Origin of the sequence: Apilactobacillus kunkeei, assembly GCF_005930975.1 — a bacterium.
GTDB classification, from domain to species: domain Bacteria; phylum Bacillota; class Bacilli; order Lactobacillales; family Lactobacillaceae; genus Apilactobacillus; species Apilactobacillus kunkeei_E.
Genome location: NZ_VBSE01000033.1, coordinates 1 through 17,077 on the forward strand (window position 1 = coordinate 1; position 17,077 = coordinate 17,077).

Annotated in this window: 11 protein-coding genes; 6 read left to right on the forward strand and 5 right to left on the reverse strand. The window is 36.5% G+C overall.

Going from position 1 to position 17,077, the window contains the following annotated elements; genetic code table 11:
- Positions 1–383: 383 nt before the first annotated feature.
- On the forward strand, positions 384–1,655 hold the full coding sequence (locus tag FD688_RS01040; RefSeq protein WP_138741441.1) for a cation:dicarboxylate symporter family transporter: 1,272 nt from the start codon (positions 384–386) through the stop codon (positions 1,653–1,655).
- 35 nt (positions 1,656–1,690) lie between these two features.
- Here the strand turns inward: FD688_RS01040 and carB are convergent, their stop codons facing one another.
- Together carB and FD688_RS01050 are read right to left on the reverse strand one after the other, a co-directional pair.
- The gene (gene carB / locus FD688_RS01045) at positions 1,691–4,750 is read right to left on the reverse strand and encodes a carbamoyl-phosphate synthase large subunit (RefSeq protein ID WP_138741442.1); all 3,060 of its coding nucleotides are present in this window, start codon (positions 4,748–4,750) and stop codon (positions 1,691–1,693) included.
- Positions 4,743–5,816: a carbamoyl phosphate synthase small subunit gene (locus FD688_RS01050; RefSeq protein WP_138741481.1), complete on the reverse strand. Its 1,074-nt coding sequence runs from the start codon at positions 5,814–5,816 to the stop codon at positions 4,743–4,745. Before FD688_RS01050 ends, carB begins: the two co-directional genes overlap by 8 nt.
- A 602-nt stretch (positions 5,817–6,418) precedes the next feature.
- Between FD688_RS01050 and argC the strand changes: the two genes are divergently transcribed.
- From argC to argF, 5 genes are read left to right on the forward strand one after another with little or no spacing between them, the layout of a single operon-like run.
- Positions 6,419–7,447 (forward strand): N-acetyl-gamma-glutamyl-phosphate reductase, encoded by a 1,029-nt coding sequence (gene argC / locus FD688_RS01055; protein ID WP_138741443.1) that lies wholly within the window; start codon positions 6,419–6,421, stop codon positions 7,445–7,447.
- A 12-nt stretch (positions 7,448–7,459) separates the two neighbouring features.
- The gene (gene argJ / locus FD688_RS01060) at positions 7,460–8,650 is read left to right on the forward strand and encodes a bifunctional glutamate N-acetyltransferase/amino-acid acetyltransferase ArgJ (RefSeq protein ID WP_138741444.1); all 1,191 of its coding nucleotides are present in this window, start codon (positions 7,460–7,462) and stop codon (positions 8,648–8,650) included.
- A 5-nt stretch (positions 8,651–8,655) separates the two neighbouring features.
- Positions 8,656–9,381 carry an acetylglutamate kinase gene (argB, locus tag FD688_RS01065; RefSeq protein ID WP_138741445.1) on the forward strand — a complete coding sequence of 242 codons (726 nt, stop codon included), beginning with the start codon at positions 8,656–8,658 and terminating at the stop codon, positions 9,379–9,381.
- A gap of 13 nt (positions 9,382–9,394) precedes the next feature.
- Complete coding sequence (locus tag FD688_RS01070; RefSeq protein ID WP_138741482.1) at positions 9,395–10,543, forward strand: acetylornithine transaminase; 1,149 nt, start codon at positions 9,395–9,397, stop codon at positions 10,541–10,543.
- Positions 10,537–11,556: an ornithine carbamoyltransferase gene (gene argF, locus FD688_RS01075; protein WP_138741446.1), complete on the forward strand. Its 1,020-nt coding sequence runs from the start codon at positions 10,537–10,539 to the stop codon at positions 11,554–11,556. The genes FD688_RS01070 and argF overlap by 7 nt, the downstream gene beginning before the upstream one ends.
- 707 nt (positions 11,557–12,263) lie before the next feature.
- On the opposite strand, the gene FD688_RS01080 is transcribed toward argF, so the two are convergent.
- From FD688_RS01080 to zwf, 3 genes are all read right to left on the reverse strand, one after another.
- Entirely contained in the window at positions 12,264–13,811 is a 1,548-nt protein-coding gene (locus FD688_RS01080; RefSeq protein WP_138741447.1) for a multicopper oxidase family protein, read from the reverse strand.
- 142 nt (positions 13,812–13,953) lie between these two features.
- Positions 13,954–15,393, reverse strand: coding sequence for an NADP-dependent phosphogluconate dehydrogenase (gene gndA, locus FD688_RS01085; RefSeq protein ID WP_138741448.1), 1,440 nt, complete (start codon positions 15,391–15,393; stop codon positions 13,954–13,956).
- 80 nt (positions 15,394–15,473) lie between these two features.
- Positions 15,474–16,955 carry a glucose-6-phosphate dehydrogenase gene (zwf, locus tag FD688_RS01090; protein ID WP_138741449.1) on the reverse strand — a complete coding sequence of 494 codons (1,482 nt, stop codon included), beginning with the start codon at positions 16,953–16,955 and terminating at the stop codon, positions 15,474–15,476.
- Between the last annotated feature and the right edge of the window lie 122 nt (positions 16,956–17,077).

The following is a 17,077-nucleotide window of genomic DNA, read 5'->3' on the forward strand; positions in this document are numbered from 1 at the left end:
CGAACACAGAAGTTAAGCTTCTAAACGCCGATAGTAGTTGAGGGATCGCCCTCTGCAAGGGTAGGAAGTTGCCGCGCAATTTATAAAAGAGTTACCGTTTGGTAACTCTTTTTTTTGTACATTCAGAACGATACATTACTTTTTATGATAAAATTAAAGAGGTGTGTTGATTAAACTTGGTTAACTACAGGATTTAAATGGAAATGGAGATATTTCGTTAATTCAAGTGCATGCCATAATGTTAATATCTGAATTACTATTGTAAAAAACATAAAATAGTTTGATTTATATCGTTATTTAGGTACGTTTTCATTATTAAACGGGGATATTATTCGTGATTTATGATAAAATTACACTAATACATATTAAGGAGAGGCTTCGTAATGAAGAAATTTAAGATAACATTAGGATGGCAAATATTCATTGGTTTAATATTAGGTATCATCCTAGGTCTAGTGTTCTACAAGAATGCTACCGCAATTACTGCAATGCAAAGTATTGGTACAATGTTCATTCGTTTGATTCAAATGATTGTGGTTCCAATCGTTGTTTCATGTTTAACTGTCGGGATTGCTAACATTGGTGATATCCATAAGTTAGGCCGTATCGGTGGAAAGACCATTTTATACTTTGAAATAATGACAACCATCGCCATTGTTTTAGGTTTAGTTGTTGGTAACGTCTTCCATCCTGGTGACTTCATTAACGTGCATTCATTACACGCTACTGATATTACTCAATACATGACTACCGCAAAGACTGCTAACCATACCGGTATCTGGGGTACATTGATTAACCTAATCCCTGTAAATGTATTTAACTCAATTGCTTCTGGTGATATGATGCCAATCATTGTATTCTCAGTATTCTTTGGTTTAGGTACTGCTGCAGTTGGTGAAAAGGGTAAGATTATCGTTGATTTCTTAAACTCGGTATCACAAGTTATGTTCAAGATTACTGGTTGGATTATGAAGTTATCTCCAATTGGTGTTTGTGCATTAATCGGAGTTACCTTAGCTGAATTGGGGGTATCTGCATTAGCTCCTCTAAGTTACTTCGTTTTATTAACTTACCTAACAATGATGGTATTCGTACTTGTTGTAATGGGATTAGCTGCTAGAATCTTTGGTTTCAAGATTACTGACCTTTTAAAGGTTGTTAAGGAAGAAGCTATATTAGCATTTTCAACTGCAAGTTCTGAAGCTGCACTACCAAGAAGTATCGACAAAATGACCAAATTTGGGGTGAGCCCATCAATCGTTTCATTTGTAATCCCAACTGGTTATACATTTAACCTTGATGGTTCAGCAATTTACCAATCACTTGCTGCATTGTTCCTAGCTCAGGCTTATGGAATTCACTTAAGTATTGGTCAACAACTTACTTTATTAGTTGCCCTAATGATCACTTCAAAGGGTATGGCCGGTGTTCCTGGTGCATCATTCGTTGTTCTATTAGCGACTGTTTCAACTGTTGGAATTCCAGTTTCTGGTCTAACGTTTATTGCCGGAATTGACCGTTTTATCGATATGGCCAGAACAGCGGTAAACGTTATTGGTAACTCATTGGCAACAGTTATTATTGGTAAGTCTGAAAAAGAATTTGATCCTGCAAAGGAAGAGAAATATTTAAAATCAATCGGAATCCATAAATAAGAAAAAGACCTAATCCATTTGGATTAGGTCTTTTTTTATATCTTTTCTACCTTCAAGTCGTCGCTTTTTAATGATTGAATAAATGCATTTGCAGTATCGATAGATGTAAATAAGGGAATCGATAAGGAAGTTGCGACTTTGTTTATTTGATGATTTTCTGCGGTGTTAATGATTAAATCAACATTTTCTTCTGTAATCTGTTCTGGTTTCATATTTACGATATTAAAATTAAAAGCATTTAATCCTTTAACCAAACCATCGTTTTGTTCTTCGTCGCGTTGACTTAGCTTCAATAAGACATTGCTATTTGGTTTGATGTTGATACCGGCAGCGGAAAACGACTTTGCCAAAGCCGAATTATAGTTGATCGCAGAACCCATAACCTCACCGGTCGACTTCATTTCTGGACTAAGATTGGCATCCGCGCCAGGTAGCTTATTAAAACTAAATACGGGTGACTTTACTGATACTAAATTAGTTGGAGTAATCATTCCGGTTTCATATCCAAATGATGATAATGGTTTATTCAAAATCGCGTTGGTTGCTAAACTCACAATAGGAACATCTGTTACTTTCGATAAGAATGGTACGGTTCTAGATGCTCGTTGGTTTACCTCGATCACATATACTTGGTTATTTGAAATGATGAATTGAATATTCATCAAACCAATTGTTTTTAGTTTTTTGGCTAACTTAGTCGCAATAGCCACAATTTCTTTTTGAATATTAGGTGAAATATTTTGAGGTGGATATACAGCCATTGAATCACCAGAGTGGACTCCTGAACTTTCGACATGTTCAATGATTCCTGGAATAACAACTGTTTCTCCATCAGAGATTATATCCACTTCGGCTTCTGTTCCATATAGATATGAATCAATTAAAACGGGGTGCTGATGCGAAACATTCACAGCCGTTTGCATGTAGTTAAGCAATTCATCATTATTGTGGACTATTTTCATGGCTTTTCCACCAATTACATATGAAGGACGTAATAAGACCGGATATGTCATTTTGTCTGTAGCTTGCATGGCTTCATCAATACTTTCCACGGAAGTTCCGTATGGCTGCTTGATATTTAAACTTTTGATAACGTGACTAAACAATTCACGATCCTCGCTGATATTAATATCTTTTACAGTTGTTCCTAACACATTAACACCTAATTTAGATAAGCCTTCTGCAAGGTTGATGGCAGTTTGACCACCGAATTGAAGAATTACACCAGCAGGTTTTTCAAGATTGATCACATTCATGACATCTTCGATGGTTAAAGGTTCGAAGTATAACTTATCTGAAATCGAGAAATCAGTTGATACAGTTTCTGGATTGGAATTAATTACGATTGATTCATATCCGGACTGTTTTACTGCGAAGATGGAATGGACCGTGGCGTAGTCAAATTCAACACCTTGACCGATTCTAATGGGACCAGAACCAACGATTAAGATAGACTTTTTATTACTGGATTTTGATTCATTAGTTTGACCAAATGTACTGTAATAATAAGGAGTAGTGGAATCAAATTCTCCAGCAGAAGTATCAACCATTTTAAAGCTAGCTATAATATTATTTTTTACTCTGTTGTCATACACATCTTTTTCACTACATTTCCAAGCGGTTGCAATTTGTTGATCTGAGAATCCAAATTGCTTAGCTATCTTCAAAGAATCAATGGATTGATTTTCTTTAAGTTCATCGTTAATTTCAACAATATGTTGCATCTTATATAAGAAAAATTGGTTAATTTGAGTGATGTTATGAATATCTTCAACACTGATATGACGATTAAGTAATTCAAAGATTTGGAACAGACGCTGTTCAGTGGGGGTCGCTATGTTTTCTAATAATTGATTGGTTGAGTTTTTAGTCAAATCATGTTTTTTTCCATCCTCTAAGGAACGAATAGCTTTTAATAGTGATGACTCAAAGTTTCTCCCGATGGCCATAACTTCTCCAGTAGCTTTCATTTGAGTGCCAAGTGAATTATCGATATTGGTAAATTTATCGAATGGTAAACGGGGAATTTTAGTCACTATATAATCAAGTGCAGGTTCGAATTCTGCAAGTGATTTTCCAGTTAGAGGATTGGTGATTTCATCTAATGACATTCCAACAGCAATCTTCGCAGATATTTTAGCGATTGGATATCCGGTTGCTTTGGATGCTAGGGCAGATGAACGAGAGACACGTGGATTAACTTCGATAATGAAGTAATCACCACTTTTTTGATCAATAGCCATTTGAATATTTACACCACCCTCGATGTCTAGTGCACGGATAATCTTTAGTGCGGCATCTCTTAACGATTGATAGTCTTTATCAGATAGTGTTTGAGTAGGCGATACAACAATTGAATCACCAGTATGGACACCAACAGGATCAACGTTTTCCATCGAACAAACAATTAATGCGTTGTCCTTGGCATCACGCATAACTTCGAATTCGATTTCCTTATATCCAGCAATCGATTTCTCTACTAAAACTTGAGTAACTGGTGACATTTCTAGTCCATTGCTCACAATAGCTTCTAATTCTGCATTGTTATGAACAAATCCACCACCGGTACCACCTAATGTGTAGGCGGGACGAATGACTAATGGATAGCCAATCTTGACTGCTAATTTTTTTGCATCTTCTAAACTGTTGGCAATGGTTGATTCTGGCACTGGTTCATCCAATTGATTCATTAGTTGTTTAAAGAGTTCACGATCTTCGGCTTGTTCAATTGATTGTAGTTTGGTTCCGAGAAGCTCAATACCGTATTTTTTCAAGATTCCTGCGTCAGCTAAATTCTTAGCCATGTTTAAACCAGTTTGCCCACCTAATGTTGGAAGGAGGGCATCGGGTAGTTCTTTCTTGATAATCTTTTCGACCGAATCAATTGTGATGGGTTCAATATAGACCTCATCGGCAATATCCTTATCAGTCATGATAGTGGCAGGATTAGAATTAACCAGTACGACCTCGTAACCTTCTTCCTTTAATGACAAACATGCTTGGGAACCCGAGTAGTCAAATTCAGCAGCTTGACCAATGACAATCGGACCAGATCCAATTACTAGTATTTTATGAATGTCTGTATTTTTACTCATTTGTAATAACCCCCTTTTGGTTAATCATGTTGAAAAATTTATGAAATATGAAGAGTGCATCATGTGGTCCTGGAGATGCGTCCGGATGGAATTGAACAGAAAAAGCATTATGATTCTTAACTTTAATTCCTTCAATAGTGTGGTCATTGACTTCTTCAAATATTACCTCGACATTAGAACTGGGAATTGATTCTGGTAATAACGCATATCCATGATTTTGAGAGGTGAAGTAACATTTTCCAGTTGATAGGTTCTTAACAGCGTGATTAAAACCACGATGACCGAACTTCATTTTGAATGTTTTTGCTCCATTAGCTAATCCCAATAACTGATTGCCTAAACAAATTCCCATGATGGGATAGACCTCTTGTAGTTCTTCAATAACGCCAATCTTATCAATCATCTTAGCTGGATCACCAGGTCCGTTAGATAAGACGATACCATCTGGATTAATATCTTTGATTTTTTTTGCTGATACGTCAGCGGGAAAAATGTAGACATCTGCGTTTAAGTTTAATAATTCTGATACGATTGAGTTCTTGATACCATAGTCAATAACCGCTACTTTTGGTCCATCACCTTCGATGTGATCAATATCTTTGGTTGAATGATTTGCAAATGATACGGGTTTGTCTAAAAGTTCTTGAATTGTTTTATCTTTTGGATTGTCCGTAATAACTCCTTTGATGCATCCGTTTTGACGAATCTCCTTAGTTAATTCACGCGTATCAATTCCTTCAATCATTGGAATGTCAAACTTTTCTGCGTATTGATAAAGTGACATTTTGCTACGGTAGTTACTGGGATGTTTAGCAATGTCGTATGCGATAATCCCGGATATACATGGCGTGTCTTTTTCGTTGTCTTCGAAATTGATGCCATAGTTGCCGATAAGCGGGTATGTAAAAACCATGATTTGTCCATAGTAACTTGGATCAGTGATGGTTTCTTGGTAACCAGTCATACCAGTGCTAAATACCACTTCACCGGCTGTTGCTGTTGGTTTAATCTTTGAATATCCTTGATAAATTGCTCCATTGCTTAGTACTAAATAAGTTTTCATAATAATTACCTCCAAATTTTGGTAAATAAAAAAGGCTGATCAACATTGCGATCAACCTTATGTTCTGAATACCTTTCATCATATCCATAAATAAGTCAATCGACGGTAAAAAAGAACTTATCTTGAATTATGTGAAAAGTATCCAGTGATTCATATTCGGATTAAAAAAGGGACCCGCAGATAAATTTCAGCATAACTCAAAATTTATTTCTGCCGTCCCTCGACTAATTAGCTATTTGATTAAAAATTGCACCTAAAAGTTGGGGACGGCACAATACGTGTCCTCCTCAATGCATTGTATTCAGTTAGTGTATTATTTGATTTGTTGTTCATAACACTCACCGCTTTTAAATTATTTGTTTTCGTTGAAATCAATTTAACATAACTAAAAAATTAAAACAAGATTAAATTAAAATTAAAAAATAAGTTTGCAAAACAAAAAAGTTGTGCTATTGTAATTTGCAAGATGTTAGCGAAACATCAAAAAATTATAAAAGGGTGATTATCATGACAAAACAAAACTTAAACCAAAGGCGACGTAGCAACGTTTTTTCAACAGGAACAGTGTCTAAAAAATTGAACTTATCGAAAGGACTGTCTTTATTATGCAAGTCGCAATTATTGGAATTACCGGATACGCCGGATCAACTTTATACGAATTATTAAAAAAACATTCTCAAGTAAATCAAATTAATCTTTACGGACATAATTTGTCCAAACCAACTCAGTTAAACCAAATTAACGATGAATTTTCATACGATCAACATTTAGTCTTTCCTTATGACGAAAATGTCATTATCAAAGACAATGATGCGGTCTTTTTTGCAACTCCTGCAGGGGTAACATCAAAGATTGCTAAACCCTTTATAAAAGCCGATTTACCGGTTATTGATTTGTCGGGTGATTACAGATTAAAAGATCCCGATGAATACACTAAGTGGTATCAAAAAGATGCCGCTTCGCTTGTAGACTTACAAAAGGCACAATACTGCCTAGCAGATATTGACGAAAACCCAAAAGCAAAATATATTGCTAATCCAGGGTGTTATGCTACCGCTGTGCTATTAGGGTTGGCACCGGTAGTTATGGAAGATTTGATCGATTTAGATAGCATTGTAATTGATGCGAAGTCAGGTTTATCAGGAGCTGGAAAGTCACTTAGTGATTCCAGTCATTTTGTCATGGCTAATGAAAACTTACAAGTATACAAACCCCACGAACACAAACATATTCCAGAAATTGTCCAAAAGTTACAATTCTGGAATGAAAACGTTAAAAACATTGAATTCATGACCACCTTGGTTCCTTTAAATAAAGGAATAATGTGCACCATGTTTATGAAATTAAAATCAAATATTGAAATGGATAAAGTCCAACATGCATTCGATTCATTATATGCGAACAGTTCGTTTGTTCACGTATCAATGGATGAGTTGCCAACTATCAAGAGCGTAGTCGGTACAAACGAGTGTCATGTTGGACTTTCTTTTAATTCCAGTAACAACACATTAATGATTGTCAGCGTTATGGATAACATGATTAAGGGTGCTGCTGGACAAGCAATTCAAAACTTTAATCATCTGTTTGATTTTGATGAAAATGACGGATTAGAACTAATGCACGTATTACCATAGGAGGAACTAACAATGAAAACAATCAACTTTAAATGGCCAAAAAATATTAAATCTGGATCAACTCACGCTGGGTTCAAAGAGGACGGAAAATTAGATATGTGTTGGATAGTATCTAATACGCCAGCTGCGGCAGCTGGCGTATATACAACAAATCAATTCAAGGCAGCTCCCGTTCAAGTAACGAAGAAAACAATTGATTTAAAACACGAACTACAGGCAATTATTGTCAATTCTGGTAATGCCAATTCATTTACCGGAGATGAGGGTATTCAAAATGTTTATGATTCTAAAAAATTAGTTGCCGATAAGTTACACCTAGATGAAAGCTTGATAGGTGTTGCATCGACTGGAATAATCGGTAAACAACTAGATATGGATACATACCAAGAAGGTGTAGATAACTTAAAACTTAGTGATGAAGATATAGACGCCCCAGAAGCAATTATTACGACTGACACCTGTTCCAAGAAGGTATGTGTGGAAGTGATACTAAATGACCAACCAGTTACTATTACCGGTTTTTCAAAGGGATCAGGTATGATTCATCCAAACATGGGAACTACCTTGAGTTGTATCGTCACAGACGCAAACATCGATGGGGATGATCTTCAAAATTTATTAAGTGAAGACATCATCTCAACATTTAACCAAATCACCGTTGATGGATGTATGTCCACTAATGATATGGTTTTATCTATGGCAAATGGTTCTGCCAGCGAAGATAAATTAGTTCCTGGAACTGCTGAATATATTGAGTTCGCTAAGAGTTTCAAATATGTATTGGAAACTCTTGCAAAGAAAGTAGCTCAAGATGGTGAAGGCGCAAATAATTTCGTTGAAGTGAATGTTAACAGCGCATTTGATAAACAGGAGGCTAACCTAGTTTCTAAGGCAATTGTTGGATCTAACTTGGTCAAATCAATGATTTTTGGTAAAGAAGCCAATTGGGGAAGAATTGTGCAAGCAATCGGCCAAACTCATGCCCACGTTGATCCTAACCATGTCACAATTAGTCTAAATGGTACCGAGATTGTTACTAATAGTGAGCCAGTTTCCTTTACTGATAAGGAATTGAAGTCAATGTTTACAGATGAACATATTATTATTGACGTCGACTTAAACGTTGGTAATGCTAGTGGAACTGCATGGGGATGTGATTTAACCTACAAGTACGTTGAGATTAACGCAGCATATGAGGGGTGATTAATATGATTATTTTAAAGATTGGTGGAAATATGATTAATCATTTACCCGATGGTTTTTTTGAATATGTTGCTGAAAAGCAAGGTGCTGGTGAACACATCATCATTGTTCACGGAGGTGGCAACATCATCTCAAAATGTGGCGAGTTTGTTGGTGAGCCGGTCAAAAAAATTGATGGCATTAGAGTCACTAATTCAACAATGATGAAAATTTCGGATTTATTGTTGAACAATGTTATCCAAGAACAACTTAGCAAGAAGTTAATGAACCATGGTATAGCGACTCATAATCTAAATAGTTATGATTACTCATTTGTTAAGGGCAATTATTTAGATCATGATAAATATGGCGAGGTTGGAACAATAAGTCATATTGATGCGGATTGGATTAATAAGATGACTGATAACTATGTTGGTTTAATGTCTTCAATCGTTTATAAAAATGATACCGAAAAATTAAACGTTAATGCAGATATTGCTGCAAGTGAAATGGCTTCATTACTGCATGCGGATGAACTAATTCTATTAACCGATGTTTGTGGAGTAAAGGTTGAAGATCGAATACTAGAACAATTGAACCATAAACAAGCTTTGAAATTAATTGATGAACAATACATTGTCAGCGGAATGATACCCAAGGTTAAAGCCGCTTTGGATGCAATTGATCATGGTGTAGACAATGTCACAATTACTAATAACTTAGATGAACACGGAACAGTAATTATTAATTAGGGGGATGAAAATGATGAACAATGTATTACCAACTTATAAATATTTTGATATTGAGCCTATGGATGGAAATGACTGTCACATTACTGATTCTACTGGCAAAGAATATGTCGACTTTACTAGTGGGATAGGAGTGTGCAACTTAGGATATAGTAATGAAGAAGTTAAAACCGTGGTAGGAGAACAACTCAATCATATATGGCATACTTCAAATCTATATATTAATTCGTTGCAAGATGAAGTAGCTGGAAAATTATGTCCGAAAGGCTATCTTGCATTTTTATGTAATTCCGGAACGGAAGCCAATGAAGCAGCGTTTAAGATTGCTCGTAAATATACTCATAAGAAAAAAGTACTCGCATTCAATTTTGGTTTCCATGGTCGTACTTATGGATCATTATCACTAACCGGATATGAAGCCATTCAAAGCGGTTTTACACCATTGGTTCCTGGTAGTGAGTTTGCTGAATACAATGACGATAAGGCGCTTGATTTTATTGATAATGACTGTGCAGCAGTCATCTTAGAAGTAATTCAAGGAGAAGGTGGCGTCAATGTTGGTAAGACTGAATGGTTAAATAAAATCGAAGCAAAATGTCACCAAACAAATACATTATTAATAATTGATGAAGTGCAAACAGGTATGGGACGTACGGGATACAAGTTTGCATTTGAATATGCTGGATTGCATCCAGATATTATTACTTGTGCAAAAGGACTAGGTAATGGACTTCCAGTTGGTGCGATGTTGGCGAAAAAAGAATTAGCTCCATCGTTTGGTCCTGGAAGTCATGGTAATACGTTTGGTGGAAATAAGGTCGTAATGGCGGCGGCTAATGCCGTTTTAAATCAAATGACGCCAGAGTTTTTAGATGAAGTTAAAGCCAAGGGTGAATTTTTATTCCAAGAATTAAATACGCAATTACTTTCACTTCCAAACGTTGAAAAAATTTCCGGTCGTGGACTAATGGTCGGAATACATTTATCTGATTCAATCGACGTCGCAGAAGTAATTAAAAAGCTTCAATCAAAAGGAATGCTAACAATTTCGGCACGTGCCAATACATTGCGTTTATTACCACCATTAATCATAGATAAAAAGACTCTTCAATGGGGAGTGCAACAAATTAAAGATGTTTTGGAAAAGGAAGTGGCATCATGTTAAATAATATTTTTTACGGTAGAAGTTTACTAAACATTGATGATTTTTCAGCAGATGAGATTAACTATTTAATCGATTTTGCCATTCATTTAAAATATTTGAAACAACATAATATTAAACACGAATTTTTATCGGGTAAGAACATAGCGTTGTTATTTGAAAAACCATCAACCAGAACTCGTTCATCATTTGTGATTGCCATTAATGATTTGGGTGGTCATTCAGAGTATTTAGGGACTAATGATATCCATTTTGGTGATGAGGAATCGGTATCTGATACAGCTAAGGTGTTGGGATCGATGTATGATGGAATCGAATTTCGTGGTTTTAAGCAACAAGACGTTGAAACATTAGCTGAATATAGTGGTGTTCCCGTATGGAATGGACTAACTGATGATAGTCATCCAACCCAAATGTTGGCTGATTTTATGACGATGAAAGAAAAGTTTGGTAAATTAGAAGGTCTCACGCTAACTTATGTTGGGGATGGTAGAAATAATATGGCTAACTCATTATTAATTACCGCTGCTTTATTGGGCGTAAATGTGCATATTGTAGCCCCTAAAACATTATTCCCATCTAAGCAAAATCAAGAACTAGCAAAAAAATATGCTAAGAAATCAGGTGCTAAAGTTCTAATCACCGACGATGTCGATGAAGGGGTTAAAGGTTCCAATGTTTTATATACGGATGTTTGGGTCTCAATGGGTGAAGATAATTGGGATGAAAGAATTCAATTATTAAAACCATATCAGGTTAATATGGAAATGATTGAAAAGACGGGGATGAATGAAGAAGAAATTATTTTTATGCATTGCTTACCATCTTTTCATGACAATAAGACTACTAAAGGTCAATATATTGAAGAAAAATATGGTCTAAACGCGTTGGAAGTTAGTGATGAGGTATTTAATAGCAAATATGCTTGGCAGTTCATAGAGGCGGAAAATCGGATGCATTCAATTAAAGCAATTGTGGCTGCAACTTTAGGAAACTTGTTTATTCCAAAAGCGTAAATAAAAAAGACCGGATCATTATGATTCGGTCTTTTTATTTGTGTTTAATACAAGAAAAGAGACAACCTACAAAGTTGTCTCTTTTATAATTAATATTGATAACAGATAAGTAGCAATTACTTTGGCGTAAATCCACGTCCCCGCGGACTCAACGAAGATTTTTGTGTAATCTCATAATTACTCAGTTTATCTATTCATAAAATTTAGTAGTAGCATAAACTGTTGTCCATACCTCCCCAACTAGTTCCCCAGAAGGTGAAGCATCATCAAGCAATTATTAATATCTAATTTTAAATTACTGTTATTAGTTGCTAACATTTCACTGTTAATTAACGTTTCACCGTTAAGCATGCAACTAAAGGATACTGAGATAACCAACAACAGTTAATTCTCCATCTAAATAATCTATATTGATTATGTTGATTTCGGGAAAATTAACTGTCAAAGGTCATCTCAATTCTATTTGTTTAGAATTGAAACAACTTCTGACATCAATTTTCCCTTGATAGAATGATCTTTCGACGCTCCTGGATCAAAAGTTAATTCAGTCATATGTTGTTCACTCCTTTTTTCTAGTTTTATTACAATGTTTATTGTACACTAAAAATTATATTTTGACAACATTTCACTTATAAAAAAATATAAATATTTTTAATCATCTAATAAAAATGAAAAAACCTAATCATATCAATGACTAGGTTTTTTTATTACATATTACAGTGATTCATATTTTCCATGTGGTCGTAACAAGACATACCGCTTAAATCAAGGTCTTTGACGGATACACCACGTTCTTTAGCGAATGCTTTCATTAAATCATCCATCTTAGTTAGATGGAATTTTTGTGGATGACTAGGGTCATCCACTTGGATTTGTGCCATCATACCGCCATCTTCGTGTTCGATTATGTGGCAATGGTACATGAAAACACCGGGGTGATCGAACCATGCCTTGAAGCGGACAGTTTCATCGGGATTAACTCCAATAGTATCTTTAAGACCGGTTTCGTTAGGATAAGGAGCATGACCGTTTCTGTCTAATACTTGAAATTGACAGCCATGCATGTGGAATGGGTGGACCATTCCATTTTCACAGTCGTTAGTGTTGGTAACTTCCCAGATTTCACAGTTACCCATAGTTTGTTTGGCATCGATTCTTTCCATATCAAACTTTTTACCATCTAAGGCAACTTCTTCGTCCATACCAGACATTACGACTTTTCGTACGGGTGTATTTTCAGTAACTTTGGGTGTGTTCATTTCAAATAGGGTGTCTGGGATGATGCTGTCATCTTTGGCGAATTCATGAATTCTAAAATGCATGATGGGGACATCGTCAGAGTATAAGGCAACTTCATCACCTGGTTTATATTGACCGAAATCAACAATAATTTCTTGTCTTTCAGCACAAGTAATCATTAGGTGGGTAAACTTAACAGGGTGGGTTAAGAGACTACCATCACCTGCGATTTGGGTGAATTCAAGGTCGTCTGAGAAATGTAGACGCCATTCACGACGGTTGGCGCCATCTAGTAGACGAAGGCGAAGCTTTTGGGTGGTGACATCAAAGTATGGATTAACTGTTCCGTTAATCATTGCGGTAGGTCCTTGAACCCCATCTGGGTCGTAATCAGCCTTATAATCCCATTGGTTATCTTCATGGAAACGACGATCTTGTAAAATGATGGGGATATCGTCGACACCATAATTACGTGGGATTGGAAGGGTTGCTTCATGTTCATCCTTGACGACAACAGCAGTAGCTAGGCCATGCCAAACTTGTTCAGCGGTTGATGGGCATGGATGAGCATGCAACCAAAGGGTGGCTGCGGGTTGATCACATTTGAAATCTAAAACCTTACTCTCCCCAGGATAGACAGGAGTATGACAACCACCATCAATATCACCGGGAACATTTAAACCATGCCAGTGATAGGTAGTTAATTCAGGTAGTTCATTTTTAACAGTGACATGAATGTTTTTTCCACGTTTGAATAAAATGGTCTTACCTAATAGTGCTTGATTGTATCCCCATGTCTTAGTAGCTTTACCAGGCATAATTTGTGCTTCACCAGCTTGTGAGGTAACTGTGTAGTACATGTCGGTATCAGTCTCTTTGTCAGGGGTAAGTAATTCCGGAACCTTTAACTTTTGTTGAGCCACGTTGGGTTCTTCCAAAGGAATGTAACCACCATCGTGGGTGTTAAAAGCAGGTTCGTAAAAGAAATAATCTTTATAGACTTTTTCGGTAGACATAAAAAAATAACCTCTCTTTTTTCAAGATTGGTTATAGTATATTCTTGTTTATATTCATTTGCAATTAATAACCATTACAAACTGGCATGTATTAAAAAAGAGACGATTTAATCGTCTCTTTTTATTGTGATCAATAATTATATTATTGTTCAGTGTACCATGGGTAATGGAAGTTACCTTCACGGTCAGTACGTTCATAAGTGTGAGCACCGAAGTAGTCACGTTGTGCTTGTAGTAAGTTAGCAGGTAATACTTCAGCACGGTATGAATCGTAGTAGTTAACAGCTGCTGAAAGTGATGGAACTGGAATACCAGCCTTAGTTGCAAGAGCAACAACATCACGAGCATCTTGTTGGTACTTGTTAGCGATTTCTGAGAAGTATGGGTCTAACAATAGGTTAGTTAGGTTTTCATCCTTTTCGAAAGCGTCAGTAATGTTTTGTAAGAATTGGGCACGAATAATGCAACCTTCACGCCAGATTTGAGCTAGTTCACCGAACTTCAAGTTCCAGTCGTATTGTTCTGAAGCAAAACGTAGTTGTTCAAAACCTTGTGCGTAACTCATAATCTTACCGAAGTATAGAGCCTTACGTACACGTTCAACTAAGTCTTTCTTTTCGTCATCATTGATAACGTCTGAAGCCTTAGGACCGTTTAATACCTTAGCTGCTGCAAGACGTTCGTCTTTTAGCATTGAGATGAAACGAGCGTAAACTGATTCAGTGATAACTGATTGGTCAGTACCAACTTCCATGGCATCTTCTGATGACCACTTACCAGTACCCTTGTTAGCACCACGGTCTAAAATCATGTCAACGATAGGCTTGCTCTTGTCAGCACCTAAATCGTCTTTTCTAGTTAAGATATCAGCAGTAATTTCGATTAGGTAACTGTTTAGTTCACCCTTGTTCCATTCCTTGAAGATATCAGCTAGTTCATCAATGTCGATACCAGCACCGTTACGAAGAATATCGTAACTTTCGTCGATTAATTGTTCATCACCGTATTCAATACCGTTGTGAACCATCTTTACGTAGTGACCGGCACCATTAGGTCCGATGTAAGCAACACATGGCTTACCATCGCTAGCCTTAGCAGCGATTTTAGTTAAAACAGGTTCAACTAGCTTGTATGCTTCTTCTTGACCACCAGGCATTAGTGATGGACCGTGTAAAGCACCTAGTTCACCACCAGAAACACCCATACCAATAAAGTTGATACCAGATGCATCTAGTCTAGCGTTTCTTTCGATTGTGTTATGGAAGTTAGTGTTACCACCATCAATTAAGATATCACCCTTGTCTAGTAAAGGTAATAGTGAGTCGATAGTTGCGTCAGTTGGCTTACCAGCCTTAACCATCATAACGATACGACGTGGAGTTTCTAGTGAGTTAACAAAATCTTCAACAGAGTAACTTGGTACCAAGTTCTTGTCTGCATGATCCTTCATTACAGCTTCAGTCTTTGAAGCTGAACGGTTAAAAATACCTACAGTGAAGCCGCGGCTTTCAATGTTAAGGGCTAAGTTCTTACCCATAACAGCCATTCCAACAACACCAATGTTTGCTTTTGAGTCAGCCATTATAAACCTTCCTTTTTAAAGAAAATTGTGTATAAATATACACTTAGATTTTAACATTTTAATGATTAAATGTCATATAATTATTTTTTTGAGTTAAAAACCCAAGCTCTGCCATCACGGGCTAGTAGTTCGTCAGCAGCATCAGGTCCCATTGAACCTGGTGTGTAGTTAGGGAAATCTGGTTGATCAGTATCCCAAACGTGTCTGATGACATCGGCGAATTCCCAAGCACGACTTACTTCGTCCCAACTGGCAAAGTTAGTTGCGTTACCTAAGATAGCATCGTGGATTAAACGTTCATATGGTTCTGGAGTAGCAGCCTTTTCTTCATCACTTTGAGTGTGAGTAAGGTCTAGTGGTTGCATTTCCATACCTTGACCAGCTTGCTTTCCGTTTAGACGTAGAATGATTTTGTTAACAGGGTCTACGAATAAAGTAAGTACGTTGTTGTTTAATTCACTTTCAGTTCCTTTAGCAGCTGCAAAGATGTCTACTAGAGGTTTCTTGAATACAACATCGATTCTAGTGAACTTGTCAGTTAGCATCTTACCAGTTCTAATGTAGAAAGGAACGTTCTTCCAACGCTTGTTTTCGAACAATACTTTACCAGCAACATAAGTTTCGGTAATTGAATCGTTAGGAACGTTATCTTCATGACGGTAATCTCTTTGGTCACCATTTGAGCCATATTGTCCACGAACGAAGTTTTGACGAGCTTCGTCTTCAGTGTAAATATGCATACTTCTTAGAGCACGAATTTTTTCTCTACGAATATCTACGTCCTTGAATGAAATAGGGTCTTCCATCGCAAGAATAGTAAGCATTTGCATAGTGTGGTTTTGTACCATATCACGTAGGGCACCTGAACCATCATAGTATCCGGCACGTTCTTCAACACCAAGCTTTTCAGCAAGAGTTACTTGAATGTTGTCGATGTATTTGTTGTTCCAAATACCTTCAACTAGTGGGTTACCAAAACGTAGTGCAATAATGTTTTGTACCATTTCTTTACCCAAGTAGTGATCAATTCTGTAGACTTGATTTTCATTAAATGATTTAGCTAAAGCATTGTTTAATTCTTCAGCTGAATCGTAGTCACGTCCGAATGGTTTTTCGATAATTAAACGGTTGAAACCGCCATTGTCTGATAAACAGTTGTGGGCTTTTAAGTTTTTAGCTACAGTTCCAAAGAAGTTAGGTGCCATGGAAATGTAGAAGATACGATTTCCTTCAATATCATATTGTTGGTCTAACTTGTTTGCGTAGTCACTTAATGCGTCGTAATGTTCTGGATTAGTTACGTCGTGTGACATGTAGTAAAAATGACTAGCGAAATCTTTTGCTTGTTCTTCGCTGTCAGCGTTGGCACTTACAGAGTCCAAGATTACTTCGCGGAACTTTTCGTCGCTCCATTCGCGACGACCAGTACCGATTAATGCAAAGTGATCATTATCTACATAACCTTTTTTGTATAGGTTAAAAATAGATGGATATAATTTACGTTTAGCTAGGTCACCTGTTGCACCAAAAAGCATGAACAAGGCACGAGTTGCTGTTGCCAATTACCGTCACTCCTTATAGAAAAATTTTAACGAATCAAATGAAATGATTTTCATTTTCGGTTAATAATACAAGGCTATTATATAACACCATGATGAATTAAAAAAGTGTTTTTAATCCCATA